26 protein-coding genes and 2 pseudogenes are annotated in these 26,251 nt (G+C 61.0%); 7 read left to right on the top strand and 21 right to left on the bottom strand.

The features are described from left to right. Positions 1-26: 26 nt before the first annotated feature. Positions 27-905 (bottom strand): bile acid:sodium symporter family protein, encoded by an 879-nt coding sequence (locus H7C86_RS06090; RefSeq protein ID WP_020968475.1) that lies wholly within the window; start codon positions 903-905, stop codon positions 27-29. 132 nt (positions 906-1,037) lie between these two features. Here H7C86_RS06090 and H7C86_RS06085 point away from each other — a divergent pair, with 132 nt between their 5' ends. From H7C86_RS06085 to H7C86_RS37155, 3 genes are read left to right on the top strand one after another with little or no spacing between them, the layout of a single operon-like run. Next, the gene (locus H7C86_RS06085) at positions 1,038-1,310 is read left to right on the top strand and encodes a DUF2277 domain-containing protein (protein WP_003945457.1); all 273 of its coding nucleotides are present in this window, start codon (positions 1,038-1,040) and stop codon (positions 1,308-1,310) included. A 5-nt stretch (positions 1,311-1,315) separates the two neighbouring features. Continuing rightward, positions 1,316-2,737, top strand: a complete 1,422-nt coding sequence (locus H7C86_RS06080) for an alpha/beta hydrolase (protein ID WP_182261245.1) — start codon at positions 1,316-1,318, stop codon at positions 2,735-2,737. Positions 2,738-2,781: 44 nt separating this feature from the next. Then, complete coding sequence (locus H7C86_RS37155; protein WP_259349044.1) at positions 2,782-3,270, top strand: NUDIX domain-containing protein; 489 nt, start codon at positions 2,782-2,784, stop codon at positions 3,268-3,270. 204 nt (positions 3,271-3,474) lie between these two features. Here H7C86_RS37155 and H7C86_RS06070 read toward each other — a convergent pair. The 11 genes and pseudogenes from H7C86_RS06070 to H7C86_RS06020 form a co-directional block, all read right to left on the bottom strand. Next, positions 3,475-3,801, bottom strand: a pseudogene (locus H7C86_RS06070) (transglycosylase family protein); the annotation flags it as partial. Between the two features lie 484 nt (positions 3,802-4,285). After that, positions 4,286-5,191, bottom strand: coding sequence for an oxygenase MpaB family protein (locus H7C86_RS06065; protein ID WP_182261244.1), 906 nt, complete (start codon positions 5,189-5,191; stop codon positions 4,286-4,288). Positions 5,192-5,215: 24 nt separating this feature from the next. After that, on the bottom strand, positions 5,216-5,773 hold the full coding sequence (locus tag H7C86_RS06060; RefSeq protein WP_019746957.1) for a hypothetical protein: 558 nt from the start codon (positions 5,771-5,773) through the stop codon (positions 5,216-5,218). Next, positions 5,760-6,980 carry an MlaD family protein gene (locus tag H7C86_RS06055; protein WP_021342906.1) on the bottom strand — a complete coding sequence of 407 codons (1,221 nt, stop codon included), beginning with the start codon at positions 6,978-6,980 and terminating at the stop codon, positions 5,760-5,762. Before H7C86_RS06055 ends, H7C86_RS06060 begins: the two co-directional genes overlap by 14 nt. Continuing rightward, on the bottom strand, positions 6,977-8,041 hold the full coding sequence (locus tag H7C86_RS06050) for an MCE family protein (RefSeq protein ID WP_182261243.1): 1,065 nt from the start codon (positions 8,039-8,041) through the stop codon (positions 6,977-6,979). Before H7C86_RS06050 ends, H7C86_RS06055 begins: the two co-directional genes overlap by 4 nt. After that, entirely contained in the window at positions 8,038-9,135 is a 1,098-nt protein-coding gene (locus tag H7C86_RS06045; protein WP_182261242.1) for an MCE family protein, read from the bottom strand. Before H7C86_RS06045 ends, H7C86_RS06050 begins: the two co-directional genes overlap by 4 nt. After that, positions 9,132-10,187 (bottom strand): MCE family protein, encoded by a 1,056-nt coding sequence (locus H7C86_RS06040; RefSeq protein WP_029537558.1) that lies wholly within the window; start codon positions 10,185-10,187, stop codon positions 9,132-9,134. Before H7C86_RS06040 ends, H7C86_RS06045 begins: the two co-directional genes overlap by 4 nt. Beyond that, on the bottom strand, positions 10,187-11,218 hold the full coding sequence (locus H7C86_RS06035; protein WP_182261241.1) for an MCE family protein: 1,032 nt from the start codon (positions 11,216-11,218) through the stop codon (positions 10,187-10,189). Before H7C86_RS06035 ends, H7C86_RS06040 begins: the two co-directional genes overlap by 1 nt. Beyond that, on the bottom strand, positions 11,215-12,408 hold the full coding sequence (locus tag H7C86_RS06030) for an MCE family protein (RefSeq protein ID WP_259349043.1): 1,194 nt from the start codon (positions 12,406-12,408) through the stop codon (positions 11,215-11,217). Before H7C86_RS06030 ends, H7C86_RS06035 begins: the two co-directional genes overlap by 4 nt. A 33-nt stretch (positions 12,409-12,441) precedes the next feature. Further along, positions 12,442-13,299 carry an ABC transporter permease gene (locus H7C86_RS06025; protein ID WP_003945491.1) on the bottom strand — a complete coding sequence of 286 codons (858 nt, stop codon included), beginning with the start codon at positions 13,297-13,299 and terminating at the stop codon, positions 12,442-12,444. After that, positions 13,299-14,108, bottom strand: a complete 810-nt coding sequence (locus H7C86_RS06020; protein WP_046377962.1) for an ABC transporter permease — start codon at positions 14,106-14,108, stop codon at positions 13,299-13,301. The genes H7C86_RS06025 and H7C86_RS06020 overlap by 1 nt, the downstream gene beginning before the upstream one ends. Before the next feature lie 530 nt (positions 14,109-14,638). Here H7C86_RS06020 and H7C86_RS06015 point away from each other — a divergent pair. Next, complete coding sequence (locus H7C86_RS06015; protein ID WP_182261239.1) at positions 14,639-15,913, top strand: TetR/AcrR family transcriptional regulator; 1,275 nt, start codon at positions 14,639-14,641, stop codon at positions 15,911-15,913. A gap of 68 nt (positions 15,914-15,981) precedes the next feature. Continuing rightward, positions 15,982-17,217: a winged helix-turn-helix domain-containing protein gene (locus H7C86_RS06010; protein ID WP_182261238.1), complete on the top strand. Its 1,236-nt coding sequence runs from the start codon at positions 15,982-15,984 to the stop codon at positions 17,215-17,217. Positions 17,218-17,439: 222 nt separating this feature from the next. Here the strand turns inward: H7C86_RS06010 and H7C86_RS06005 are convergent, their stop codons facing one another. Then, a complete protein-coding gene (locus H7C86_RS06005) occupies positions 17,440-18,549 on the bottom strand; it encodes a Rieske 2Fe-2S domain-containing protein (protein ID WP_051295962.1) in 1,110 nt (369 codons plus the stop codon). A gap of 287 nt (positions 18,550-18,836) precedes the next feature. Between H7C86_RS06005 and H7C86_RS06000 the strand changes: the two genes are divergently transcribed. Continuing rightward, positions 18,837-19,553 carry an IclR family transcriptional regulator gene (locus H7C86_RS06000; protein WP_182261237.1) on the top strand — a complete coding sequence of 239 codons (717 nt, stop codon included), beginning with the start codon at positions 18,837-18,839 and terminating at the stop codon, positions 19,551-19,553. Between the two features lie 77 nt (positions 19,554-19,630). On the opposite strand, the gene H7C86_RS05995 is transcribed toward H7C86_RS06000, so the two are convergent. The 4 genes from H7C86_RS05995 to echA20 are packed head-to-tail and all read right to left on the bottom strand — an operon-like array spanning position 19,631 to position 23,133. Continuing rightward, positions 19,631-20,692, bottom strand: coding sequence for a nitronate monooxygenase family protein (locus tag H7C86_RS05995; RefSeq protein ID WP_019746967.1), 1,062 nt, complete (start codon positions 20,690-20,692; stop codon positions 19,631-19,633). Further along, positions 20,689-21,444 (bottom strand): CoA-transferase subunit beta, encoded by a 756-nt coding sequence (locus H7C86_RS05990; RefSeq protein WP_019746968.1) that lies wholly within the window; start codon positions 21,442-21,444, stop codon positions 20,689-20,691. Before H7C86_RS05990 ends, H7C86_RS05995 begins: the two co-directional genes overlap by 4 nt. Next, a complete protein-coding gene (gene ipdA / locus H7C86_RS05985; protein WP_019746969.1) occupies positions 21,441-22,349 on the bottom strand; it encodes a cholesterol ring-cleaving hydrolase subunit IpdA in 909 nt (302 codons plus the stop codon). The genes H7C86_RS05990 and ipdA overlap by 4 nt, the downstream gene beginning before the upstream one ends. A gap of 7 nt (positions 22,350-22,356) precedes the next feature. After that, complete coding sequence (gene echA20 / locus H7C86_RS05980; protein WP_003945611.1) at positions 22,357-23,133, bottom strand: (7aS)-7a-methyl-1,5-dioxo-2,3,5,6,7,7a-hexahydro-1H-indene-carboxyl-CoA hydrolase; 777 nt, start codon at positions 23,131-23,133, stop codon at positions 22,357-22,359. A gap of 102 nt (positions 23,134-23,235) precedes the next feature. On the opposite strand from echA20, the gene H7C86_RS05975 reads away from it, so the two are divergent. Beyond that, positions 23,236-24,150 carry an SDR family oxidoreductase gene (locus tag H7C86_RS05975; protein WP_020906294.1) on the top strand — a complete coding sequence of 305 codons (915 nt, stop codon included), beginning with the start codon at positions 23,236-23,238 and terminating at the stop codon, positions 24,148-24,150. A 67-nt stretch (positions 24,151-24,217) separates the two neighbouring features. Here the strand turns inward: H7C86_RS05975 and H7C86_RS05970 are convergent, their stop codons facing one another. The 4 genes and pseudogenes from H7C86_RS05970 to H7C86_RS05955 form a co-directional block, all read right to left on the bottom strand. Then, entirely contained in the window at positions 24,218-24,889 is a 672-nt protein-coding gene (locus H7C86_RS05970; protein WP_182261236.1) for a GNAT family N-acetyltransferase, read from the bottom strand. A 94-nt stretch (positions 24,890-24,983) separates the two neighbouring features. Then, positions 24,984-25,397, bottom strand: a complete 414-nt coding sequence (locus tag H7C86_RS05965; RefSeq protein WP_019746973.1) for a hypothetical protein — start codon at positions 25,395-25,397, stop codon at positions 24,984-24,986. Between the two features lie 57 nt (positions 25,398-25,454). Then, complete coding sequence (locus H7C86_RS05960) at positions 25,455-25,943, bottom strand: nitroreductase family deazaflavin-dependent oxidoreductase (RefSeq protein ID WP_030534715.1); 489 nt, start codon at positions 25,941-25,943, stop codon at positions 25,455-25,457. 1 nt (position 25,944) lies between these two features. Beyond that, positions 25,945-26,251 (bottom strand): annotated as a pseudogene (locus tag H7C86_RS05955) (hypothetical protein); the annotation flags it as partial.

Raw genomic sequence — 26,251 nt, 5'->3', positions numbered from 1 at the left:
TCACCTATATCGAAAACCGCCTGATATTAGTCGATTTCGGCCATTGTCCGTGACTTGCGGGTGATCGTTGCGCCGAAGGCAGCGGCGAGCGGGAACATGAGAACGCCGTACACCGCAGCCGGCACTGCCAATTGCACGTTGTTCAGGAGACTGACGGCGATGGTGATCGCCAACGTGCTGTTGTGGATGCCGATTTCCATGGAACTGGCGATTGCCTGACGATCCTCGATGCCGAATATCCGGGGAACGACGTAACCGATCGATAGGCTCAGTAGGCAGAACAAGGCAGCGACGACGCCGATGTCGACGAGATAGTCCGCGATGTTCTCGCGCTCGGAAACAACCGTTCCGACGATCACCAGTGCCAGAACCACCGCGGATCCGATGCGGACGGGCTTGTCCATCCGCTCGGCAAAGGCGCTCGAGCGCAACCGAACCCACATTCCGAGGGCGACAGGAATCAATACGACCGCAAAGACCTGAAGCACCTTCGTGAACTGAAGCCCGAGAGTGCCGTCCGCGTCCTCGGGTTCGAAGTAACCCAACGCGAAGTTGGTGATCAGGGGGAGAGTGACCACCGCTATCACCGAATTGACCGCAGTCAGTGTCACATTGAGAGCAACATCGCCGCGGAACAGATGGCTGAACAGGTTTGCCGTCGTGCCGCCCGGTGATGCGGCGAGGAGCATCATGCCGACCGCGAGCAGTGGGTCGAGGTCGAACAATGTGACCAATCCGAAGGCCGCGGCCGGGAGCAACAACAACTGACAGATCAGGGCGATCGAAACGGCCTTCGGCGCTTTTGCCACGCGGGCGAAATCTCCGACCGTCAGGGAAAGCCCGAGGCCGAACATGATGATGGCGAGTGCGGCGGGTAGGCCGACGGAGGTGAGTGCAGAGTCCATGAGTTAGTGGCTACTTCCAGTCACTGGGGGAATTTCACTGAAACTACCGTGATGCCCGGATCTGCGTGGCAGTTTGGATACATTGGTGTATCGAACCGTGACGGCGTCGGTGAGCAGGGTTATCGTCGAATTATGTGCAGAAACATCACTGAACTTCGTGGACTCGAGCCCGCTGCTACGCCCGAGGAGATCGAGGCCGCCTCTCGCCAATACGTACGTAAGGTGAGTGGAATAGCCAAGGTGTCCGACGCGAACCGAGACGCTTTCGAACAGGCGGTGCGTGAGGTGACCGAAACGACGACGCGCCTGCTCAGCGCATTGCCGCCTCGCAGACAGCCACCTCAGACCGTCCCGCCGTTGCGTCGTCCGGAAGTGCAGGCGCGGATCGCTGCTCGTTCGTCCTGACCCGAGTGGATCTCACAGATATCGACATATGGGACGTCGAACCGTTGGATCAGCTGTCAGCTGGGCTGGAGGGCGTTCTGGTCGCTCATCGTGTCCGCGACATCCGGCGACGGCTGGATACGCTGCGCAAAGAGGCCGTCGCCGACGACTTGCATATTCGTCAGGACGGAACCGTTTCTGCCGTTGCGCCCATCGCCGACGGTCACCCGCTCCACGTGCATGCCCAGTTGCTCGAGGTCGCGGTGCGAGAACTGATCGGTGAGGCACTGCTGGTCAGCGCGGATCTTCATCATGCGTTGTCTCTGCGGTCTCAGGTCGGCACCGACCTCCGTGACAAAGCTGTGCGTGTGGGGGAGGAGTGGCGAGCGTTCAGCCCTGATCGGCAGCGTCAGATGTTGCGTCATGCACCCGGCCTGATCGCCAACCTCGATGGAATTCCTTCTGCGGTTCGCAGTCCTGCCAATCTCGATCGAATTCAATCGGAACGAGCACGGCTGCAAGATGATTCAGTCCGAATCTCGCAAGAACTCCACCGTGAGTTCTTCGGCGGCAGACTGAGTAACACAGGGGCGGGCCAGTGGTACGCCGAACGCAAACTCGAGGATCTGGACGCGCTCGACGAGTTGTTTCGCACCGAAACTTGTCGACGGTTACTGCTCATGGACATGCGCTCGGGTGAACGCGGCTTCGCGGCAATCGCGATCGGTGATCCGGACACAGCGGATCACATCTCCGTGACGATTCCCGGACTGAACACCAACGTCAAGGACTCGATGCGCGGAATGGTCGGCGAGGCAACACGATTGCGAGCCGAGGCGATGCGCCAACTCGAACTGGCCGGCCGAAAGGAGAGCGTGGCCACCATCGCCTGGATCGGATACGACGCGCCACAGGTGATCGGGCCGGGAAAGTTCGACATCGGTCGGGCCAGCTTCGACGTAAGTCGATCGTCCAAGGCAGGCATAGCCGCCGACGCATTGGGTAGCTTCTTTCACGGTCTTCGTGCTGCGTCGGTCAACGACCGAGTCCATATCACCGCGTTGGGCCACTCCTACGGATCGCTTGCGACTTCTCTTGCGCTGCAACGCGGGGCAAGCGCAGCGGTCGACGACGTGGTGTTCTACGGTTCACCCGGCGTGCGGGCCAAGGTGGAGTCGGACCTCGGTATCGCCGACCGCCACGTCTACGTCATGAAAGCGGAAGGCGACAGTATCGCGGGGTTCGGCCGTTTCGGTGGCGATCCGACACGCACCGAGTTCCACCGATTGTCCACGGCCGAGGGGATCACCCCGGACGGTGTCAAGCACGAGCGGGCTTTCGGTCATGCGGAGTACGCGAGAACCGGGGACAACGGAGAACTGCGGATGTCGGGTTACAACCTCGCGGTTGTGGTTGCCGGACTGCCGGAGTTGGCCGTTGTGGCCTGACCTGCTGCCTTGCTCTAACGATTCATCGCACCGGGGGCGGGCTGATGGTCTGGTGTCCTCCGGGCGGAGGCTTGGAAGGAGACGAAACCCCGCCCGAGGCGCTCGCGCGCGAATTGGACGAGGAGATCGGCTTGCGTGACTGCGGCGCCGCCACCCATGTGTGGCATGAGGAGATCCGTGATCTGACGATATTGCCGGGTTGGGACGGTGCGATCAACGACTACTTCCTCGTGCCGGTGGCGGCCGCACAATGGTCGAGAAGTGTTCGGGCCACGCGATTTACCCGACCGGTTTGCACGCCTGGTCAAGGATGGATCATCGAGTTAGCTGGAACATTTTGTTCGGGCACCATGAGGGCCGCGAGGCATCGCCGTATTCGAGCATTTCGGCATCGAAACACGGCTAAACTGGGGTTATGGAGCACTACGTGCGCAAGGAGCCCATCCCGTACGCGTCTACGGCTGCGCCGGTCAGTTCTCACAACCGGTTGGCAAGGACGGCCCAAAAACTGTGGATGGCTCTCCGAGGGCTGATGCGTGATCGGAAGGCGAGTCAGTACACCTCGCTCGCACCGCGTCATCCCGACGGATCACGTACCGCCGTAATGTCTTTCAACAGCAGCGGCGGAGGGGCTGGATCGGGCGGGGCATGAAGGTCGCTGGTACGACGCTGCCCGGGGTCCGTCGAATTCTCGACGAACACCGGGCAGCGACGCACTACTTGGGCTGGGCTCAGCGGAGGTACTGTCCGCAAACCGGCCACGCGCCGGCACCCTGACCGGCAAGGACGTTTTCCGCGACGCGGACCTGTTCTGCCTGGCTGGCGTTGGCGGCACTGCCGGCTCCGCCGTAGGCTTCCCACGTGCTCTGGCTGAACTGGAGCCCGCCGTAGTAGCCGTTTCCGGTGTTCGCGGCCCAGTTGCCCGAAGATTCGCATTCTGCGACACCCGACCAGTCGTGGGTGGCTGCGGATGCGGTGCCGGCGCTCAGTCCGAGGGCTCCGGCTGCGAGGGCTCCGGCTGCGGCGACAGAGGCAAGGGCACGGGTAACGGTGGTCTTGGTCATTTTTGGTAAATCCTCTCGAGTCCCGCCGACGGAGGACGGTGACCGTCTCAGCTCCGCTCCCACCACTAGGAATGTTGTCGAGTCCGAACCGCGGGGTGGGACGGGCGGTGGCGATTCGGTAATGCCCGGTTGATCGGGCTGTCACCAACCATAAGAGATGATTACGGATTGGTCACGGGTCGGCGTGTCGACGCATGTTTGTGCAACAGAAATGCATCAAAGAGTGTTTTCCCAGGTCGCGTGGCGATATGCCACCTCGCTCGGCGTTACATAATCGAGATAAAGTGTGATGCAAGTCACTGGAAAAGCGTCTTGATGGCGTCGATATGTGGCGAATGTGGCGCTCGATCGGCCGGTTTTGTCGATGTTCCGGCCCCAGTTCTGGTCACACAGGAGGCTGTGTCGAACCGCGATCTGTTGTCGACCGACCGCCCCGATTTACCTGTGGGGCAGCAGAATTGAAAACGAATTACGCGCTGCTGGCTCAGACGAGATTCTTGCTCGCCTTGATCCGACGACGGATGTCGCGCATCTGAATGGTGTTGCCGGCCCGACGAACGGAGCGTGGAATGAACCTGTTGACGAACGACACGAAAATGAAGAGGTGTTCGAACCGGCGGCGGTCGTCTTCGGTCCACTCGAGGTCGAGTTGGTCGCGGTAGATCGGTGGAAGGAATCCGACCGTCAGGAACCGCAACAAGTTTCGGAACACCAGGCGTATCGGCCAAGCGATCATCTGTAGATTGACCAGGTCGATCAGATACTGCTTGGTGCGTTCGTCGATCACGACGCGTTCGCAACCGAGGTTCCAGTAGCGCTCGAAATCTGCGCGTGTGGCCGGCCACATCTCTTCGGTGACCTGCAGTGTCGTTCCCAAAGTTGATGCGGACTGATAGAACGACTCCGCCTGTTCTTCCGACATCTTGCCGTGCAACAACTGATGACTGTCTTCGAAACCGATGAACAGGCAAGCAGCAACCCATAATTGGAGTTCGCGATTGAAGGCGTTGTACTTGACCGGGCTGTTCGCATCCGACTTCACATGTCGGTGTACCGAATTCACGGCCTCGCGGTAGGCCTTTCGCTCTTCCGCGTTGCCCAGGATCGCGACCGTCAGGTACTGCGTTGTGGTTCGTGCGCGCTTCCACGGATGCGCTGTCAGAGCACCAGATTCGACCTTGCTCTCCATGACGCCGTACGCCACCTCGGGCCAACCGAGTTGCAGGATGACGTTGGCAGCGGCTCCGGCGAACGACCAGAAATCGAGTGCGTCGGTGATGTGTGCGGGTTTACGTGCCCACCGCCTACGCTCCGCCGTGATGGTGATGCGTGTCTGATCGGTCCGAAGAGACGACTCGGACTTTTCCGAATCCAGGTAGTGAGTGGGCATGGATCTTCCTCCGCGCGTGGTGAGTTACTTGGTCTCGACGTTGCTCACGAGCCACCGGTCGTCCGAGCGGACCAGGGACACGACCATGCGGTACTTCTGTGTGTTTCCCTCTGGCGCTGCGACATTCTTCGCTTGTTGGTCGACGAACACGAGCACCTTGGCCGACGAATTGTCCAGCGATTCGATGCCGACGTCTGTCGCCGTTGCGCTCGCCTGGCCTTGCCCCCCGGCGACGACTTCGCGCAGTGAATCGACCATCGTTCGGTAGGTGCCGGCAAACTCGTCGGTCGACATCGAGGCGATGCTGTCTTTGTTGGCATCGAGGTTCTGATAGTCGAAGGAGGACATGATGGTCGAGTAATCCCGCGCGGTGTCCAAAGCCTCCTGCCGCAGCGTGTCTTCCTGATTCGCCGAGTACATCTGGAATCCGAGCACCACCAATGCTGCGACCAGCGCTACCGCTATGAGTGAGATCAGTGCGTTGCGTGGCTCCTTGAGGCGGCGAAGTAGCGACGGAGAAGTCGGATGTTCGGCCACCTCGGCTTCAGCCTCGTCGAGTAGTGCGTTGTCACCGTGTGCCATTTCCCAGTCCTTCCAACATCAATCTCCAGTAGTTCAGGGCGTCGACTCCGGTGGGGACGAGAATCGGATCTGCGACGACGGGCGGTCCGATCGGCGTACCGGGGACCGTCGAGTTCTGCAATCCGAGGTCGTTCGGGCGGGGAGCATTCTGTGCTCCGCGTTGGACGAGGTCGTCGGCGGGGGGACAGTACATCGCCAGACTTGGACTGGTGGGAGACAGATCGCCGACCTCACGCCTAGGGGTGTCGTAGTTACAGACCGGCCCCTGTGTGGCAACCAAGGCAAAGTCGGCGCGATCGCCTTTGACGATGGATGCCAGTTTGGCGAGACCTTCAGGAATCGTGACAAGTCCGGTTTCGAGGGCGTCTGTGCGGTCGGAGATGATCGGTGCGACAGTGACGAGATTGGCCAGGACCGCTCCGAAAGTGTTGTGGTACTTGTCGAACAACTGTTGAGCGCTGTTCAGGGCGGCGGGCGAATGATCGGTGAGGTAGATCAGCACCGGAGCGTTGGATTCGAGTTGTTCGGTGAAGTTCTTGGCAGCTGCCATTCCTCGGACGAACGAATCCGATTGTGTCGCCATGGAGTCCACCAACGTGGAGGTTCGCGACAGCAGCGCGGCGAGTTCGGCAGACTGGTCGTTCAACTGCGCGGACATGGTCCCACCGTTGTCGATCATCGTCGCCAAGCTCGGGCCGAGCCCGTTGAACGAATTTCCCAGTTCGGTCCCGATGTCGCTGATCGCTTGCGGATCAATCCCTTCCAGGACACCGGACGCCTGAAGCATCAACTGGCTCATCTGGACCGGTTGCTGATCCGCGGGCATGGCGATTTCGTCGCCGTCCCGAAGATACGGGCCGTGGTCTGTGTTGGGATAGATGTCGACATTCTGAATTCCGGCTGCGGTCCCCATCGTCACCTTGGCGACGCTGTCGGTAGGTATCTCGGTGTTGTCGTTGAGTGAGAGTTCCACCCGAGCCGAGCGGGTGCCTGCGTCGAGTTCGACTTCACTCACTTTCCCCACCTGTACGCCGCGATACGTGACGACCGTGCCCTTGGTCAGCCCGAAGGCGTCGGACATGTTGGCGTGCAGCCGGATTTGGCCACCGAAACCCTGAGGGCCGACCACGTAGACAATTCCGAAAGGGATTACCACAGCAGCGATCAGAGCGAACAGGACAAGTTGAACAAGCGCAAGGCGACTCAACGCAGACCTCCCTGAAGTAGATCGGTGAGAGTTCCCGCCGGTGCGATCGATTGGCCGGCCATCCCGCCGCTCCAGAGCTTGTCGATCGTTCCCGGAATATCCAGGGCGCCGTCGAAAACGAGGTAGTCACCTTGGACTGCACTGGTGAAGTTCTCGAGCAATCCGTTCATATTCGCCAGTGTCTGACCGATCTCCGAGTTGAACGAATCCAGAGTCCCGACAACGGTCGACGCATCGTGCAGCATCGCGTCGAGGCCGTCGGTTGACGAGTCGAGGATGGTGTTTGCGTTGGTGGCGAGCTGAACGGTCGAGTTCAACAGGCTTGCAATCTGATCCTTCTGTCCCACGAGAATCGACACCACCTGTGGAACGGAATCGAGGTAGTTGTCGACAACTACGCGTTGGCCGGCCAGTTGGGAGGAGACCCGGGCAGCGAGGTCGACGGCCTCGTCGAACTCGCTGCGGTGACTGCTTGCCTCTGCCATGAGCGAGGTCAGGGTGTCGGTCAGAGAACGAACTTCACCGGAGCGCCCGGAAAACGCGGTGTTCAGCTCGCGCACCACGGTATCGAGTTGATCGATGCCGCTTCCGGTCAGAACCGTACCGAGCGTGGCAAGCGCACTTTCGACTTGCGGACCGATCTCGGTGCGAGACTCCGGAATTGTGTCGCCGTCGCTGAGCATCGAGCCGGACGGAACCTCCGGCACCAATAGTCTGATGAACGGGTTGCCCAGTGCGGACGGGAGTTCGACGGATGCTTCGACGTTGTTCGGCAACGGCGTCGCGGCGTCCAGACTCAGCGTCACATCGGCTCCGACGACGTCGGCGGACAGCGCGGATACTCGACCGATGACTTTCTGGCCGCTGCGGACGTCTGCCCCCAACACCAGGCCGTCGGCGCCGGCCAGCTGCAGCGCCACGTTGTACGCATCACCGTCGGCCGAACGACCCAGGGGTAGGTCTTGAATGCCTGCGCTACAGCCGCCGAAGGCGAACACGGCCGCAGAACCCACACCGATGATCACGATACCGGCGACTATTCGAACCGATTGCCGCGTCAATTGCCACCTCCGGGGACGGCTCCGCCGGAAATCGCGGAGGCGATTCCGAGCGGATCAGAAGTGCTGAGGGGGAAGGAAATCGGATTCGTGAACCCGGCTCCGGTGCAGATCGGCAACTTGTAGGTGTCGCACAGCGGTTTCGCAACCGCGAACTGAGTCAATGCAGTCGAGACGTTGAGCCGAATGCGCCCGCGCTGATCAGGACCGATTGTTTGGGAAAGGTTCTGCATCATCAACGGCACAAGGTCCATGAACTCTGCGAGGCCGGGTTGTTTGGCAGCCAGAGTGTCACCGAGAACTCGCACGTTGTCGGCTATGGCACCGACATCATCGCCGTGAGTTGTCATGAAACTGTTCAACTGGTCGAAGACCACCTGCAGATCCTGCAGAGGCTGTGAGATGTCCATGTTCTGGTTCGCCCACTGATCGCCCAATGTGCCGAGGTCACCGACAAGTTCGTCGAGGCTGACCTGCCTCGCGTCCAGAGCATTCATCAAGGTATTGAGATTGTCGACAAGGGCACCGATGTCTTCCGACCGAGCGCCGACAACTCCGGTTGCCGTGCTGAGGTTGCGAATTGCGGTGTTGAATTGATCGCCCTGACCCTGCCATCCGGCAGCGCCGCGGCTCACGAGATCGCCGAGATTGCCCCCATCCCCGGCAAATGCGTCGGCCAAAGTGCTGACGCTTCCCATCAAGCCGTCGAAATCTATGGGGGAGTGGGCACGTTCGATCGGAATCTGGTCGCCGTCTTTCAGCGTCTCTCCGCCGGTGTAAGCCGGGCCGAGTTCGATGTGGCGATCGCTGATCACCGATGGATTAAGGACATAGGCCGAGGCGTCGGCGGGCAGGTCCACGGAGTTGGGCATCGACATCGCTACTCGAACAGAAGTTCCGCGAGGTTCCACCGACGTGACCGTCCCGACGCCGACTCCGAGGACGGTGACCTTGCTTCCCTCGTAGATTCCGCCGACGTAGCTGAAATCGGCGTAGACGGTCTTGGACTGATCCGTTCGTCCGAAGATGTACCAACCGGGGAGTGCAATCGCCAGGGTCACGACCAGCATGGCCGTGACGGCTTTTCGTGTATTCACTTGCAGCCCTCCATGATGCCGAGCGCGCAGAGCAGATTGTCCGGGATCACGGCGGCCGGCGCGTTGACGTCGGTCCAATTGCCGGTGCCGGTGGAATCGGTGACCGAACGCAGCGCGGAAGGAAGACGAGTCAACAGCAGGTCGATCTGATCTGCGTTGTTCTTCAGCGTGGTGGTGACCTCGACGAGGTTGTCGGTCATGGCTCCGAACTCGTCCTGACGATCGACGAAAGTGGTGGAGAGCTTCGAGATGATGATTGTCAGGTTGTCGACCAGCTGAGTCAGTGCGTCCTTGCGCATCGCAAGAGTACGAACGATCGTCTGAGCATTGGCCGCAGTACCGACTATCGAATCGGTTTGTGCCGCAGCCATGTCCGACAGCTCGCGGGACATGATGAGAATCTGGTCGATCTGTTCACTGTTCTGCGCGAAAGCCGCCGAGGCGCCGCTGATTCCGGCCAGAGCCCGGCCCACCTGATCGGAATCAGTTGGAATCACCTGCGAAAGGGTGTTCATCATGGACTCCATCGCCTGTAGGTCGACGCCGGTGGCCGCAGTGGTGGCATCACTGCTGACGTCGTCGAGGCTGTACGGCACGGTTGTGCGGGAGAGCGGGATGACCCGCGCATCGGAGTCGTCGACGACTCCGGCCGGCACGATCTCCAGGTAGCGCTTGCCAAGGACCGTCTTGAGCCTGACAGTCGCCGTGCTCTGGTTTCCCAAAGGCTGGTCCTTGTCCAAGCGGAAGTTGACGACGACGTGGTCGCCGGCAAGGTCGATCGAATCCACTCGGCCCGCGGGAACCCCGGCCACGTAAACCGGATCGGTGTCGGAAAGCCCGCTGGCATTGGCCAACTCCGCTGTGTATGCCGACGTGCGTACGTTGTACCAGAGCTTCGGAATGCCCAAGGCGGCGCCGAGTCCCACCACCAGAACGAAGATTCCGAGACTACCCAGGGCGAGAGCGGTGCCGCTACCGCTGCGACGGCGATCCCCTTTGAACAGGAAGAGCATGATGCCGACGAACACGTCGATCAGCTTGACCAGGAACATCATGAGCACACCGGCGAATGTGTCGGACCGAAGATGTTGGCTTCCATGTCGCCTGCCTTCAGAGTGAAATTGCACAGATACAGGCTGATGAAACTTCCGTAACTTCCGATCCGGTTGGCGGCGTCGGCGAACTGGGGAAGGTTGGCGAGAAGTTTGTTGAACTCGTCGGTGCTCGCAATCCAACTCCCGGTGATACTTTCGAGTTGTTGCACGGTCTGACCGAATGCGCCGTTCGACCCGGCCATGATCTGAGCCAACGACGAGACAGTTCGGTTTCCCTGATCCAAGAGCGAGACCAGTTGATCGTTCTGCCCGACGACGGAAGTACTCAGATCGTTCAAACCGTCCAACAGACCGACCAATTCGGGTTGGCGTTCGTCGACGGAGGTGAGAAGAGTGTTCATGTTCGTGAGTAGTTGTGCGAAGACGTCCTGACGGTCGACAAGGCCGGAGCTCATGGTCGCGATCTGGTCGAGGAGGGTGGTCATCGCCTGGCCCTGGCCGTTGAAGGTTTCGACAAAACTTCGCGTGAGCGTGTTCACCTGCTCGGGTTGCAGCGCGGCGAACAACGGTTTGAACCCGTTCATCAGTGCCGTCAAGTTGATCGGCGGTGTTGTCTGCGCCAGCGGTATCGTGTCACCTGGTTCGAGCTGTCTTGCGGATACCGTTGTCGCGCTGTCGTCCTGCGTCAGTGCCAGATATCGAGCACCGAGCATGTCGCCGTAGCGCACGGCGGCACGGACATCCGACTCGAGGGAATATTGCGACTCGATTTCGACGTCGACGATCGCCTTGCTCGTGCCGCCGCCGTTGTCGGCAAACGCAACCGAGTCCACGCGGCCGATACGCACACCGGACATCGTGACCGGGTTACCCGGGTTGAGGCCTTCGACATCGGTGAACTCGAACGAATACGAATCGGTGCTTCCGCGAACCGGGACCGACAACGTGTTCGCCACGAACGACGCACAAGCGACGCCGGTGAGACAGAAGAGTGACAACCGAATTACCTGGCCAGGACGGACCTTCACGGGACGGTCACCTCATTGCCTCTGACCATCGGCCCCAACATCAGTGTTGTTGCCGGGTTGGGGGTGTCCGAGCGTTCCGGCGATCCGCCCAGTAGCTGATCTTCGAGGTAGCGCAGCGTGGCCGCTTCGGCTTCGCCGCCCACGACCGGGGCACTGACGGGTTGTGCAGGCGTCAGGTTGGAGCCTGAACACTGCGCGCCGCGCGAGTCCCCGTACTGCGGGCAATCATCGCCGGTGTATGGGAGCGGTTCGGCGAACGTGGCAACTGCTGTGATGTCGAACTTACCGGTGGCGAAGACCCGCGCGCCCGCGGCGCCGAACGTACTGGCATTGGCGAGGGTGGAACGCAGTCCTCCGGGATTGGCCGCGGTGGTTGCGAGTATCTTTCCGGCGGAATCGATCACAGTGATGATGTTTCGGTTGTTCTCCACGACAAAATCGTCGACGGTAGCGGCGAAGACTGCGGCCGCGCCGATCGAGGACTCGAGATTCGCTCTGTTGGCGACCATGTTGTTCGAGACGGTTGTGGCGGCTGCCAAGGTATCGAGAATGTCGGGGGTCGCGCGGTCCAACGCGTCGACGACCGACTTGAATTCGGGTGTCGATTCGAGGAATTGGTGTGCGGCGGGTGTCAGTACGCCGGACGCGGCACTGAGATTGTCTATCGTGGTACCGATCTCGGCTCCGTTTCCGTCGAGTGCCTGGCCCAGCGCAGTCAGGGCTGTCTGCAACTTCTCGGGCTGCATCGCCGTGAGGACTCCCACCAATTTGGTGTACACGTCGTAGAGCGCAACGGCTTCGGGACCGTCGTCCATGTGGATCTCGTCTCCGTCCGACAGAGTCGTCTGGCCCTGCCCATTCGGACTGTCCACGAGCTGCATGTAGATGTCGCCGAAGAACGTGCGCGGAACGACGCGGGCTACCACGTCGGCGGGAATCTTCGACGCGTCATCGGTCTGAATCTGCAACTGCACAACGGATTCGGCGGTGCCTGATTCGATTTCGCCGATTCGGCCGACGTTGACGCCGTGGTACCGAACCGGAGCTTCACCGCTGATGAGACCGGCTGTGGCTGGAACAGCGACGAAGATGTCGGTGCTCTGCTCGAGGTTTCCCGAACCGCGTAGAACCATTGTCACAGCGGCGGCGACGGCTACCACTACGGCGATCGCGCCGCGAAGGGCGTACACGATCTTTGTGTGTGTAGTGAGTCTGTCCACGGCTCAGACCCCCATTCCCGGGATCTGGGGCACGAGGCCCCACAGCGCGAAAGTCATCAGTACGTCGAGGATTCCGATCGCGAGGATCGCAGTCCGAAGCGCGCGCCCGGCAGCCTGCCCGACGCCGGCCGGACCACCGGAGGCATAGTAGCCGTACGCGCAGTGAACCAGCGCGACAACAGCGGCGAACACCACGGCCTTGAGGCCCGAGTACAGGAGATCCTGCGGCGAGATCGCCAGATGGAAGAAGTAGTCGTAAGTACCTGCCGATGCACCGTTGAAGAACACGACGACCAGTCGGGTCGACAGGTAGCTGGCGAGCAGTCCGATCATGTAGATCGGGATGACGCAGATCATGGCAGCGATCACCCGCGTACCCGCGAGGAAGGGGATGGATCGGATCGCCATCGAGTCGAGTGCGTCGATCTCGTCCGAGATGCGCATAGCCCCGATCTGGGCAGTGAAACCCGTTCCGACCTTGGCGGCCAACGCGATAGCGACGACAACAGGGGCCAGCTCACGGGTGTTCGCGACCGCAGACAGCATGCCCGAGAGCGAGGTCATCCCGACGAGTTCGAGGCCCCGGTGAGTCTCGACGCCCAACATCATTGCCGCGGCGAGCGACATCGCGAAGACGATCCCGATGGTGCCGCCGCCGGACAGCAAGGAGTTCGTGCCGAAGCTGACCTCGCTGATCTGACCGAGTACGTGCTTGCGGTACTTGGTGAGCGCAAAAGGGATCGATGCGATGGTTCGGACGTAGAAAGTGACGTGCTGACCGAGGGAGACGAGGCCGTCACCTGCGGTTCGCAGGGGTCTGCTCGCTTGACGGGCTCGAACACGGAGATCGACGAGCGACATCAGAATTCACCGACTGCCGGGACGATTACGGTGTACAGCGCGGACAACACTGTGTTCACGATGAAGACGAGCGCGAACGCAATGACGACGGCCTCGTTGACTGCGTCGGCAACGCCGCGGGGGCCGCCTTTTGCATGGAGACCTTTGAAAGTGGCCACCAAAGTCGAAGCGAGACCGAAGATCGCGGCTTTCACCAAAGCCATGACGAAGTCGGACGATCGACCGTATTGGCTGAACGTTGCCATGAACGTTCCGGCCGGAAGATGCTGCACGTAGATGTGGTACAGATAGCATGCGATCACTCCGCCGAAGGTCACCATCGAGCACAGTGCGAGGGAGACGATCACTGCCGCAACCAATCTCGGAGCTACCAGGCGTTCGATCACATCGATGCCCATCACTTCCATGGCATCGATCTCTTCGCGAATCTTTCGCGAACCAAGATCGGTGCAGATCGCCGACCCGGCAACACCGGCCATCATCAACGCGCACACCAGTGCTGCGGCCTGTCCGACGATGATGAATGCCACGACGGCGCCCGAGTAGCCACCGGCACCGATGCGGCCGGCCAGTTCACCGACCGACACCGCGATGAAGACACCGATCGGAATCATGAGGAGCAGCGACGGACCAGTGCTGACGCGACCGATGAAGAGCGTCTGAGTGATCGTCTCGTGCAACGAGAGTCGCCTGCGGAGGATTGCCGTGAACAGGCCGAACAGTGCCTGCACCGAGAATCCGATCAGATAGCCCCCCTGCAACGCTACGTCTCGTACCGGGCCTTTCGGGGCTGGTAGCTCGTACGTCATCTAATTGAATTCCTTTGCAGATCAACATGGTTCAGCACGAAAGTCGAACTGTTCGGACGCTGGCGGTCGAGCGAACTGCTTGTGAAGCATCTCACACATATATGTGACGTGGCAAGCATTATGTGAACGAAAATTCTCGGGGGAGTTTTCGGTGTAACAGCGACGGTCAGCGTGTTGACGTGCCAATATGAGTTCCGTCGGGTGGTGTCCTCGGCTTAAGTTCATCGAAATTCCGGAAGCCGTCGTCCGATGTCCCGGTCGGGGAGAGGGGGCCGCTTCGAGCGGTGACCCTACCCCTGGTTTCGACCACAGGGCAAGGCTTTGTTAACAAGAATTCTCTCGAGCTTCAGCATCGATGATCGGGGCGATGCAGTTGATGGCAACCTGGAGTTAGGGCAGCTAGCTGCGTATATGGAACGTTGATACAGTGGAAATCTCGAAAGTTTCCGATGGCGTGCACCGATTATGATTATGCTTATTCGCAAAAGGATTGGTTTGATGTCTGGTGGGGCTGAGAGAGGGGTGCACGAGTGAGCCCGAGACAGCAGTCTGTCGATGCGCAGACAGTTGACGAACAGACCTCGCGTGTAATCCTTCGAGCGGCGGGATCGGAGTCGGTCAAGCGACGTCCGAAGGACCGCAAGGCGAAGATCGCCGCTGCGGCTGCAATTGCGTTCAGCGAACGGGGATATCCTGCCGTAGGCGTCGAGGATATTGCGTCGTCCGTCGGTATTTCGGGTTCGGCACTCTATCGGCATTTTCCGAACAAGTATGCGATGTTCCGCCACGCGGCACTGGAATTGACCGACGCGCTCGAGAGTGCACTCGATGCGGTCTCCGTCGCCGCCGATGCAACTGACCGGGAGCGCCTACGCGAGGATTTGCTGGCTGTGATCCGAACGACGGTGCGTAATCGGCGCACAGCCGGGATCTACCGGTGGGAGAGTCGGTTTCTCGACGCTGCCGATCGGAAATCGGTCCGAGCTCAGGCAGCTGCTGTCAATCGCCGAGTTGCACTGCATCTTTCACGCTCCGAACCGCCGGCGAATGCTCGTGCCGAAACCATCCTCACCTCAGCGATGTTCAGCGTGATCGGCAGCATCACCGCTCACAATCTGATACTGCCCCAACGTCGGATGGAGCAAGTTCTTCTCGACGCTTGTCTGTCGATCGAACACGGTGGGAGTGCAATTACATCGCGGCGGTCGGAGCAAACTGTGTTGACGCGGTCGGTGACGACGAACAAGCGTGAACGTCTGCTGCAGGAAGCCGTGCGGCTCTTCGATTCTCGCGGTTACCACGATGTCAGTATCGAAGAGATCGCAGCCGCTGCGGGTTTGAACGCTTCCGGGATGTACCGCTACTTTCCGAGCAAAGCGGAACTTCTCGGGGCGGTGTTCTATCGAGCGGCGGACCGTCTGGACCTTGCGACGGCAGCAGTATTCGAGTCTGCGACGTCGCCGGAGGAAGCGCTGCGCGCACTGTCGGCGATGTACGTGGAGTTGTCGTTTGCACAACATGAATTGATGTCGGTCTATTTTTCCGAGATGAACAACCTTCTGCCGGGACATCGAAGCGATCTGAAGAATCGCCAGAAGCTGTACGTGGTCGAGTGGGCGCGGATACTTCGCGAAATTCGCCCCGACCTTTCGGCGATAGAGGCGAAGTTCCTGGTTCACGCTGCTTTGAACCTGGTCCCCGACATCGGACGCTTGATGAAGTTCGATGTTGCAGCAGAAAACGCCTCCACACTTCAGACGTTCATGTCAGCAGTTCTCTTCGGCCGCCCGGCTCCGCCGCCCTGAACTTCTCGCCGCCCTGAACTTCTCGCCGCCCTGAAACTTGTCGGACGGCGTGCGTAGTGTGGTCGGCTATGAGCGAAGTCGTGTCTCTGGCAGCTGCCCGCCGAATAGCGCTCGCCGCTCAAGGGTTCGGCAAATCACACCCGGCAACGGTGACGCGGCGCAATCTGGTCAGCGTGATGGACCGGCTGCAGGTCTTGCAGATCGACTCGGTCAACGTTTTCGAACGCAGTCACTACCTGCCCGTTTATGCGCGACTGGGCGCGTACGACAAGTCCAGGCTTGATCAGCTGACCTTCTCCCCGGAGTCGGGGTACCTCGAATACTGGGGACACGAAGCGACGTTCCTGCCCGTGGACATGTGGCCGCTCTTTCGTTGGCGCATGGACCAGTTTCGTGACAAAGCGTTGAGCGACAAGAACGGATGGGCGTCTGATCGGCGCCACTTCCTCGACTGGTTGCGCAACGAACTGCGTGAAAACGGTCCGATGGCGGCGAGCGAAGTCGAGCATGAAGCGAATACACGCCGCGGCCCGTGGTGGGGGTGGTCGGACGTGAAAGTCGGGCTGGAGACTCTGTTCCGGTGGGGCGAAGTGGTATCGGCGGGTCGCGCAGGATTCGAACGTCGATACGGCCTTGCCGAACACATGCTCGCGCCCGAGATCCTCGATGCGAGGATCGATCGATCGGACGCGATCCGTGAGCTGGTGCTGCGCGGTGTGAAGGCCCACGGACTCGGTACGCTCGACGATATCGCCGACTACTTTCGGCTGCCGAGCGCTGAGGCACGAATTGCCTTGCGTGAGCTCGAAGACGCCGGCAATGTACGCAGTATTTCCGTCGAGGGCTGGGAGCGTCGCGGCAAGCCTCGCGAGGTATGGATTGACCCACAGGCAAAGCGTCCAAGGTCGATCCGAACCGAGGCTCTGTTGTCGCCCTTCGATCCGGTAGTGTGGGCGCGCGATCGAGCGTTGCGGCTCTTCGACTTTCACTACCGGATCGAGATCTATACTCCCGCACACAAGCGGGTTCACGGCTACTATGTGCTCCCCGTGTTGATCGACGACAATATCTGCGCGCGAGTCGATCTCAAGAACGACCGACAGAGCCGTCGGCTACTCGTGCGCGCTGCTTGGGCCGAGCCCACCGCCGATGCCGACACTGCACCGCGTCTGGCTGAGCTCCTTCGTAGAACCGCAATGTGGCAAGGCTGCGACACCGTAGTCGTGGAGAACAATGGAACATTGGCATCAGAGCTGGCCGCTGTGATGGCCGGCGACGAGGTGGCTGCGGTGGGCGCGCGCTAGGTCAATCTGGAACGGTGAGTCTCCCGTCGACTGCAGCTCGGTTGATGGAATCTCTTAATGCCGAACAAGTTCCGGTGCGAATTTTCGGCGACGCCTTGTCTTCGCGATACTCCGAACACACGTTGTGCGGATCCGATCGCCATTGAGTCGAGGTATGTTGCCAGCTGTTCTTCTCGACGAGGACATATGTTCCACACCTCTCGCAGTCCACTGGTTCCATGGTCACTGCGCTGCTCCTGCACGGCGTGCGAGGTTGTCTGCAACCTCCTGTTTCCACACCTCGATGGGTTTGCTTGTGTCCATCTCGAATTCGAAGCGATCGATCATCTCGGGCGTGACGTCGGCGACGTCGACGTAGAACTGCTCGTACCACCGCCTCAGTTGGTAGACCGGACCGTCCTCGGTGCAGAGTAGTGGGTTGTCGATGCGGGTCTTGTTCTTCCAGATCTCGATGTCCTGCTCGAATCCGACGCCGATGTAACCGATCATCGCGTCAACGGTTTGGTCCGCTATCCCGGCGGGAAGTTCCTCGGTCTTCTTGACGGTGATGCCGTACATCAGGACAAACTTGTTCGGGCTGACCGGATAGTGGCAGTTGATCAAAACCGAATCCACCTTGAACGTTTCGTACTGGTACACCAGATCGTCGATCATGAACGACGGTCCGTGATAGGCGGCCACCGAGAAGTTCGAGACCAACTTCGGCACGTCGGGATCCGTCCAGGTCACGATGTCGTCGCGGTTGATACCGCTCTGCTCCTGGATGGCGACATGCCCCTCGAAGACGTTCTTGAAGTAAGTGGGAAACGAAAAGTGCACGTAGAAGAAGTGCGCCATGTCCACGACGTTGTCGACGATTTCTCGACAGTTGGTGTCGATGACGATTGACTTCCATACCCAATCGGTCCATTCGTGGTCCGGAGTTTTGATTACCGGTATGGCGACTTCGGCCGGAGGCGGATTGCCTTCGGGGTCATGCCAGACGAAGAGCAGTCCGTCTTGTTCGAGGGTGGTCCAGGCGCGAGTTTTGGCAAGCGGTGGAACGCGGCGTGCATAGGGGATCGCGGTGCATTTGCCGTTGCCGCCCCAACGCCAGTCGTGGAAGGGGCAGGCGACTGAATCGCCCTTGACCGTGCCCTGACTGAGGTCGCCGCCCATGTGACGGCAGTAGGCATCGAGGACCTTCAATTCGCCCTGGCTGTCGGCAAATACGACAAGCTTGGTGCCGAAGGCCTCGATCGGATGTGGGTTCCCGTCGTGGAAATCCGTTGCAAGTCCGAGGCAGTGCCATCCGCGGGCAAAACGTTCGGGAGCAGCGCCCTCGTCGATCATGCGGATGTCGTCGACTTCGCCGAGGTCCGTTGTGGTCGTCACGTCTGTGGTCAAAACGTCGTCCTTTGTTCAGTGATCTGTGTTGGCCACTGTGGTGAGGAGTTGGTCCAGGTTCAACGGGGGTAACCGGTGATCGGTATAGCTGCAGGTGGAGTGGCCAGGCAGGTTTGTCTCCCGCACGGTGGGAAACGCCCTGGCGGTTCGTCCGGTGAAGGCCCAGATTTGCAGTCAGCAGAGCACGCCCAGCGCTGTCCTCTCGACGGGCGGATCACCGAAACGGAGACGCCATGTCGGTCGGACCGATCACAGAAGAGCCCATCCCTATGTCAACCCTCGACAGGTTGGCGATGGTAGTGGATTGCTTTCGAGACACGCCGCGGTTGACGCTGGGCGAGGTGGCCCGTCGAACCGGGATTCCGCGATCGTCCGTGCACAGGATGCTTCTGAAGCTAGTGAGGATGGATTGGCTTCGCAGAGAAGGCCTCGAGTACGAAATCGGCGACAAACTCGGCGATCTTGGGGCAATCTCGTTGTATCGAAACAAGTTCGAGAGGGTGGTGGTGCCGTTGTTGTACAACCTGCACCTCGTCACCAATCAGGCCGTACATCTCGGGGTCCTCGAGGGAAGCAACGTGCGATACCTTCAGAAGATCGGCAGCCAGGCGATACCTGACCTCCAGACAGGCGTTGGCTCTCGCATCCCGGCGCGATCCTCGGCAATCGGCAAGGCACTCTTGGCAGCGGGCCGCCGTTCGACGGTCGCGCAACATTCCGCAATAGCCAACCATCGGTACGGTGTCGTATTCGGTACGTGTACTTCGGGTCTCGGCTGCATCGGTGTGCGGGTGGGTGTGCTGGGCGAAGCGGAAGTCGGTCTGTCGATCAGCGGCCCACTCGTTCGAGGCAAGATCGACGATCGACACGTTGCACCGGTACAGATGGCCGCGGTGGCAATCTCCCAGTATTTCGAGGTGCCGGGTGGTCGTCACCAGCAGACCGGTTAGCTCGGCAATGCGCAGAGTGCGCCTCCTCCGACTCCGCGTAAAGCGCAGTGGGGGAGACGCACTCGGATGAATCTGCGTCAGCGAAGAGCCGCAAGCGCGTCGATACGCTTGGCCGCGTCCTCCATGATGTTCTCGATCAGTTCCTTGCAGCTGGGCAGATCGTTGATCATTCCGACAACCTGACCCGAGGCAAGCACGCCGGCTTCCGTATTGCCCTCGACCAGACCGGCCTTGAGCAACATCGGGGTATTCGCCGCCATGATGATTTGCATCAGCGTGCGGTCACCCGAGCGCTTCATCGCGAGGCCGTCCTTGGCGAGAGTCGACCACTTCATACCTGTCATTGCCTTGAACTTGGTGGCGTTCTTGGCAGCAGCGATCAAACCGGTTGCATAGCTGGAACCTTCGAGGCTGTTGACCAGGTCGGTGTTGAGCACACGATGAGGCATGCCGTCGACCTTGCGTGAGACCGTCGTATCCGTCAGTCCTCGCTTGAGGTATTCCTGCTTGACGGAGTCCGGCACCGAAGAGTCACTGGTGAGCAAGAAACGCGTCCCCATGGCGACACCGGCAGCGCCGTACGCCAACGCTGCGGCCAGCCCGCGGCCGTCGAAGAATCCGCCACCGGCGATGACCGGAATATCGACCGCGTCGAGAACCGAGGGGAGAAGCAATGTCGTTGCCACACCGCCGGTGTGACCACCACCTTCGCCGCCCTGGACGATGACGGCGTCCGCGCCCCAAGATGCAACCTTGACCGCATGCTTCGCGGCACCGATCGACGGTACGACGACGATGCCGTGGTCCTTGAGCTTGGCGATCAGTTCCTTCTTGGGAGCCAAGGCAAACGACGCGACCTTGACGCCCTCACGGATCAGCAGGTCCGCGCGCTGCGGCGCGTCGGTGGCGTCGGCACGCATGTTGACGCCGAACGGCTTGTCCGTGAGCTGTTTCGTCTTCTTGATCGCGTGCTCGAGCTCGTCGTAGGTCATCGTGGCCGAAGCCAGGATGCCGAGACCGCCCGCGTTGGCCGTCGCCGACGTCAGTGCTGGCCCGGAAACCCAGCCCATGCCTGTCTGCACGATCGGGTACTCGACACCGACCAGTTCGGTCAGTGCTGTCTTCAGAGTGGGGGTCATGCCGAGACCTCACGGTCCCGGAGGTTGCGCGGATCGAGGGTCTCGCGAATGAGGTGGAGCTCTTCGGCGGTGGGGTCACGGGTGATACCGGCCTCGGCGAGTCCGGCTACCTCGAACGAGGTGTTCTCGGCTACCTCTTCGGCGGTGACGCCGGGATGGAGGCTCAGCGCGCGGAAGGTGTTTCCCGGTCCACCGAAGTCGAAGACACCGAGGTTGGTGACAACGCGGGGGATGTTCAGGTACTTGTATGCCGGGTTCTCGGGATCGATCTGGTCGTAGCCGACACCGCACACCACGTCGACCTTGTCGACGAACACTCGCTTGGAGTGCTTGGGGACGAAGTAGCTCGTCGCGTGGTTGATGGTGTTGCCCGGGGCGCCGCGCACACCGAACATCTGACGCGTCGGCTGCTGAAGCGGGCCGAAGGCGGAGAGGTTCTGGTTGCCGTGGCGATCGAGCTGATTGGCGCCCATGACTACGTGGCGACGGCCCGAAGCGACGACGTCGAACACCTTGCGGAAAGGCATCCATCCTTCGATGGGGCCCTTCGTTCCGACTGCCGGGGTGTCCTCGAGAATGAGGGCTTCACCATCGGTGATCAGCAGGTCGGGTTCGGTGGTGAGCCGAGCCAGGCGAGCGCCGATGGTGGACGACGTCGACATCGGGCTGGCCATGATTTCGCCTGCACCGGAGAAGATTTCAGCGCACGCGAGAACAACGTACTCTGCGCGGGTGACGGTGGATTCGCTCATTTTGCCTGCTCCCCTGCCTTTGATGAATCGGCAAACTTCTTTACTGCGGCTTGGTAGTCCTCTTCGCTGCCGGAGAGGAAGGTGTCGACGAACGTCTGCCACGACTCGGGGGTCTTGGCGGCCTCGGCGTAGTGACGCTGGAACTTCTCGTCGCGGCCGTAGCTTTCGCCGGCCAACGTGAAGTGGGCACCGTTCGGGGCCTCGACGACGGCGTCGACCATCATGCGGTTGAGCAGAAGATTCTGCAGTGGAACGGATTTGACCAGTTCCTCGGTCTCGACAATGCGTTCGACGGAGACGTAACGCTTTTCGGCGGCCATGCAGTACAGGTCGTCGAAGTACGGGTCGACACCGTTGTACGCGGCATTGCCGTGCTTGTCACCGAGATTGAGGTGAACGAACGACGCATCGAGGTTGAGTGCAGGCATCGCGATCAAGGTCTCGGAACGGCCGTCGGCCTCGGGGTACGGGGAGGTGACGGTCTTGAGTTCGTCGCCCCAGAAGTTGCGAACGTCCGAACCCAGGCCTGCGCGGATCGGGAGGAAAGGGAGGCGAGCGGCAGCGGCTTCGAGGCCGCACTTGACCATTCCCTCGTCCATCTCGCGGACTTCGATCTCACCGGCGGTGCGCGCCTTGGCAAACCACGGATCGTAGAACGGTGCGGAGTCCAGGGACACGAAACCGTAGTACGCCTTCTTGACCTTGCCGGCCGAGCACAGCAGCCCGAGATCCGGTCCGCCGTAAGTGACCACGGTCAGGTCCTTGATGTCCGAACGCAGAATCGCACGCACGAAGGCCATCGGCTTGCGGCGAGATCCCCAGCCGCCCAAGCCGATCGTCATTCCGCTGCGGAGCTCGCCGACTACCTCGTCGAGCGACTTCGTCTTGTCACGCTTGCTAGCCATGTTTGTCTCAGCCTTCCTTCTGGGTTGCGTTCTCGCGCGGCTTGCCGGTGGCGACGAACTCGTCGCGGTGTTCGTCGGACACACCGAGGAGGTTGAGTTCGAAGGTGTAGCCCTGCTCGAGGCGGTAGCTGCCCTTGACGTCGACCGGGTCGATGCCGTTGATGGCTTCCTTGGCGCACCGGATGATGCGGGTGTCCTTCGCGGCGATCTTTGCGGCGATCTCGCGAGCGCACTCGTCGAGCTTCTCGCGCGGGACCACGTCGTAGACGCTGCCGAACTGTTTGAGTGTGTGGGCGTCGACGCTCTGTGCGGTGTAGTAGAGCGTGCGCATCATGTGCTGCGGCACCAGTCGTGAGAGGTGTGTGGCAGCGCCGAGTGCGCCGCGGTCGACCTCGGGGAGGGAGAAGATCGCGTCGTCGGAAGCGACGATCACGTCCGCGTTGCCGACCAGTCCGATGCCACCGCCGACACAGAATCCGTTGACGGCCACGACGACGGGTACAGCGCAGTCGTAGACGGCTGCGAAGGCCGCGGCGCAACCGCGGTTGGCGGCGACCAGCGCGTCGAATCCCTCGGTCGCCTGCATCTCCTTGATGTCGACGCCGGCGTTGAATCCGCGTCCCTCGGCTCGCAGGATCACCACGTGAGTGTTGAGATCCTTGCCCGCGTCGAGGATGGCGTCGGCAAGCTCGAACCATCCCTTGGACGGGATTGCATTGACCGGCGCGTAGTCGATGGTGACCGTGGTGATGCCGGTTCCGTCGGAGGAGGTGCTGATGCCCATATCGGGATTCCTTACGTCTGTGTACCAAACCAAGCGATTGCTTGGTAAGTTAGCACACAAGCGGAGCCGACAAGCCCGAGCAGAGTGCATTAGGAGACAAATATGAGTGGATTGGTCGACGGACGCGTAGTCATCATCACCGGGGCTGGTCGCGGGATCGGGCGTGCGCATGCATTGGCGTTTGCTGCCGAGGGCGCCAAGGTCGTCGTCAACGACATCGGTGCGGGTGCCGACGGTTCCGAGACCGGTGAGAGTCCGGCCGAGCAGGTTGTCGCGGAGATCATCGCCGCCGGTGGCCAAGCAGTGGTCAACGGAGACGACGTCGCCGACTGGGCGGGCGCCGAGAATCTGATCAAGACCGCGATCGACACCTTCGGTGGCCTGGACGTACTCGTGAACAACGCGGGCTTCCTGCGGGACCGCATGCTGGTCGGCATGAGCGAAGGCGAGTGGGACGCGGTGATTCGCGTGCACCTCAAGGGGCACTTCGCGCCGCTGCGTCACGCTGCTGCCTACTGGCGCGCTGAGGCCAAGGCGGGCAAGACCGTCGACGCACGCATCATCAACACCAGTTCGGGTGCAGGACTGCAAGGTTCGATCGGCCAGGGTAACTACGCTGCCGCGAAGGCCGGTATCGCCGAGATGACCATCCAGGCCGCAGCCGAGCTCAAGAATTACGGCGTCAGTGTCAACGCGATCGCGCCTGCTGCGCGCACGCGCATGACCGTCGGCGCGGGTGGGGCGATGGCCGAGTCGATGGCAGCTCCCGAAGAGGGCTTCGATGCCATGGCGCCCGAGAACATCTCGCCGCTGGTCGTCTGGCTCGGTAGCGCCGAGTCCAAGGACGTCACGGGGCGGGTGTTCGAGGTCGAGGGCGGAAAGATCACCGTCGCGGAGGGCTGGCGTCACGGCCCGAGCGAGGACAAGGGTGACCGTTGGGACCCGAAGGAGATCGGGCCCGTCGTGGCAACGCTGTTGGAGAAGGCGGAGATTCCGACGCCGGTGTACGGAGCGTAGGGCCTCCGGCCCTGTGAGTGGTTAAGGAGTGCAGGGACTCCTTAACCACTCACAGGCGGTGTGCCGCCTACGCAGGCGCCCGAACCACCAACACGGTGCCGGGGAACTCTGCGGCGAGCTCGCGCCGAGAATGCTTCACGCAGGCTGTGCCGTAGCCCTTCTTGCGAGATTCCGGCGCGATCCAGATCGCCACGTTGACCTCTTGGCCGTCGAGTTCGCCGAATACCAGGCCGACGCTCTTCGCGCCGTCACCGGACACGTCCTCGGCGACGAACCAGGCAGCGGTCTCGTCGTCGATCCGGCCGAGGCCACCGACGCGCTCAGCTTCGATCCGATCCTCGCTCCACGGCTTGCCGTCTTCGCCGAGCTGCTCGCCCGAACGAATCGTGAACAGCGACTTGTCTTCTGCGCTGTCGCTGAACGGACGCAGGGTGAAGTTCTGCCCGCTGCTCGCGGGACGATCGAGCGTCGTCCATTCGAGAGTGGCGTCGAGATTCTCCAGCTCGCCCTGGATGCGATCGCGCGCAGCCTTGGTGAGTGCACTGAACTTGAGGCTCAGAACTGCTTCGGCATTTGCTTCCGACGTGCCGAGGAGTTCCGCGACGGTGGTCAGTGCCTCCTGGTGGTCCTTGCTGTCGACCACTGCGTCCAGCACCTCGTGGCGACGCTCCAGCGCACGCACGAGGGCTGAGGTGATCTCGCGTCGGTCCAGGATTTGATCTTGAATATGCGTCGTCATATATGCGACTCCTTGCTGTGTTCGAGGCTCTGTCGAAACGCCGTGCGGACCGTACGAGTCAATAGTGCTCCAACTCGCTCGTTATGGCACGTGTTCAGCCTCCGGTGCGGCGAACGAGCCGTTCGTAGCGCTGGCGGGCAGCTTGAGTGCTGCCGAGCCCGAGTCCGAAGGCAATATCTTGCCAGGTCATGCCCCGTTCGCGGGCAATTCCGAGGAACAGTGCTTCCAGCTGTTCCATTTCGGCTCGGGCCTTGGGAATCAGAGTCAACGCAGCCATGACATCGGCGTCGTCGACCTCGGGTTCGTTCGCCTGCGGTGTGTCGGTGCCGCCGGCAAGACGAGCCACGACGCGCACCGCGCCGTAGGGCTCGAGCATCTCCGGATGAGATTGCCGCGCGCGCTGGCTTTGGGTCGCGCCGTGGCGCTCGCTGATCCGAAAGAGTCCGGCGTACTCGCGATGTGCGCGTTCGCGGCCGGAATCGATCGGTCTGAACTGGTCATCGGTCATGAACCCAGGCTGGCACGAACCCGGGTCAATGTAAACGTTTTGTTGTAAACAGTCCGTTTATTTCTTCAGCGGCTCGCACACGATGACGGGAATGACCCGGTCGGTCCAGGCCTGATAGTTGTCGAAATCCGGATACATCGCCGTCAACATCGGCCACAGCCGAGCACGCTCGTCCTCGGTGGAGACGCGGGCTTTCATCGATCGGATCCGAGACTTGATCTGCACCGTCACCACCGGATCCGCCTTGATGTTGAGGTACCACATCGGGTTCTTCGGAAGACCACCTTGCGACGCCACCAGAATCACGTTCTCGCCGTCCTCGAGGAACAGCAACGGACTGATCCGCTCCTCGCCGGATTTGCGACCGGTGGTGGTGAGCAGGCAGATCGGCAGCCCGCGTGGGAACGCGCTGCCGACCCGCCACTTGCTACCCAGCCGCCCGTCGGTGGCGCGATACATGGCGACGTTTGCCTTCGACATCCACTTGATGATCTTGACCGTCGCCGGAGCGTCGAGTCCCTTGGGTTTAGCTGGGGGAGTAGTCATCTCAGATACGCTCGATGATGGTTCCGGTGGCCAGCGCGCCGCCGGCGCACATCGTGATCAGAGCCGTCGAGCCGTTGCGACGCTCCAATTCGTGCAGTGCGGTGGTGATCAGTCGAGAGCCCGTACTGCCGACCGGATGGCCGAGAGCGAGCGCGCCGCCGTTGACATTGACGTTGTCGAAGTCAGGTTCGTGAACCTGAGCCCAGGACAGTGCGACGGATGCGAATGCTTCGTTGATCTCGAACAGATCGAGGTCCCGAATTATCTGCACGCAGTTTTGACATATCTCAAAACCTTGCTGGTAGGCC

The organism is Rhodococcus sp. UFZ-B548, assembly GCF_903819475.1.
GTDB classification, from domain to species: Bacteria; Actinomycetota; Actinomycetes; order Mycobacteriales; family Mycobacteriaceae; genus Rhodococcus_F; species Rhodococcus_F erythropolis.
This window is presented reverse-complemented; position numbering and strand designations above follow the sequence as displayed.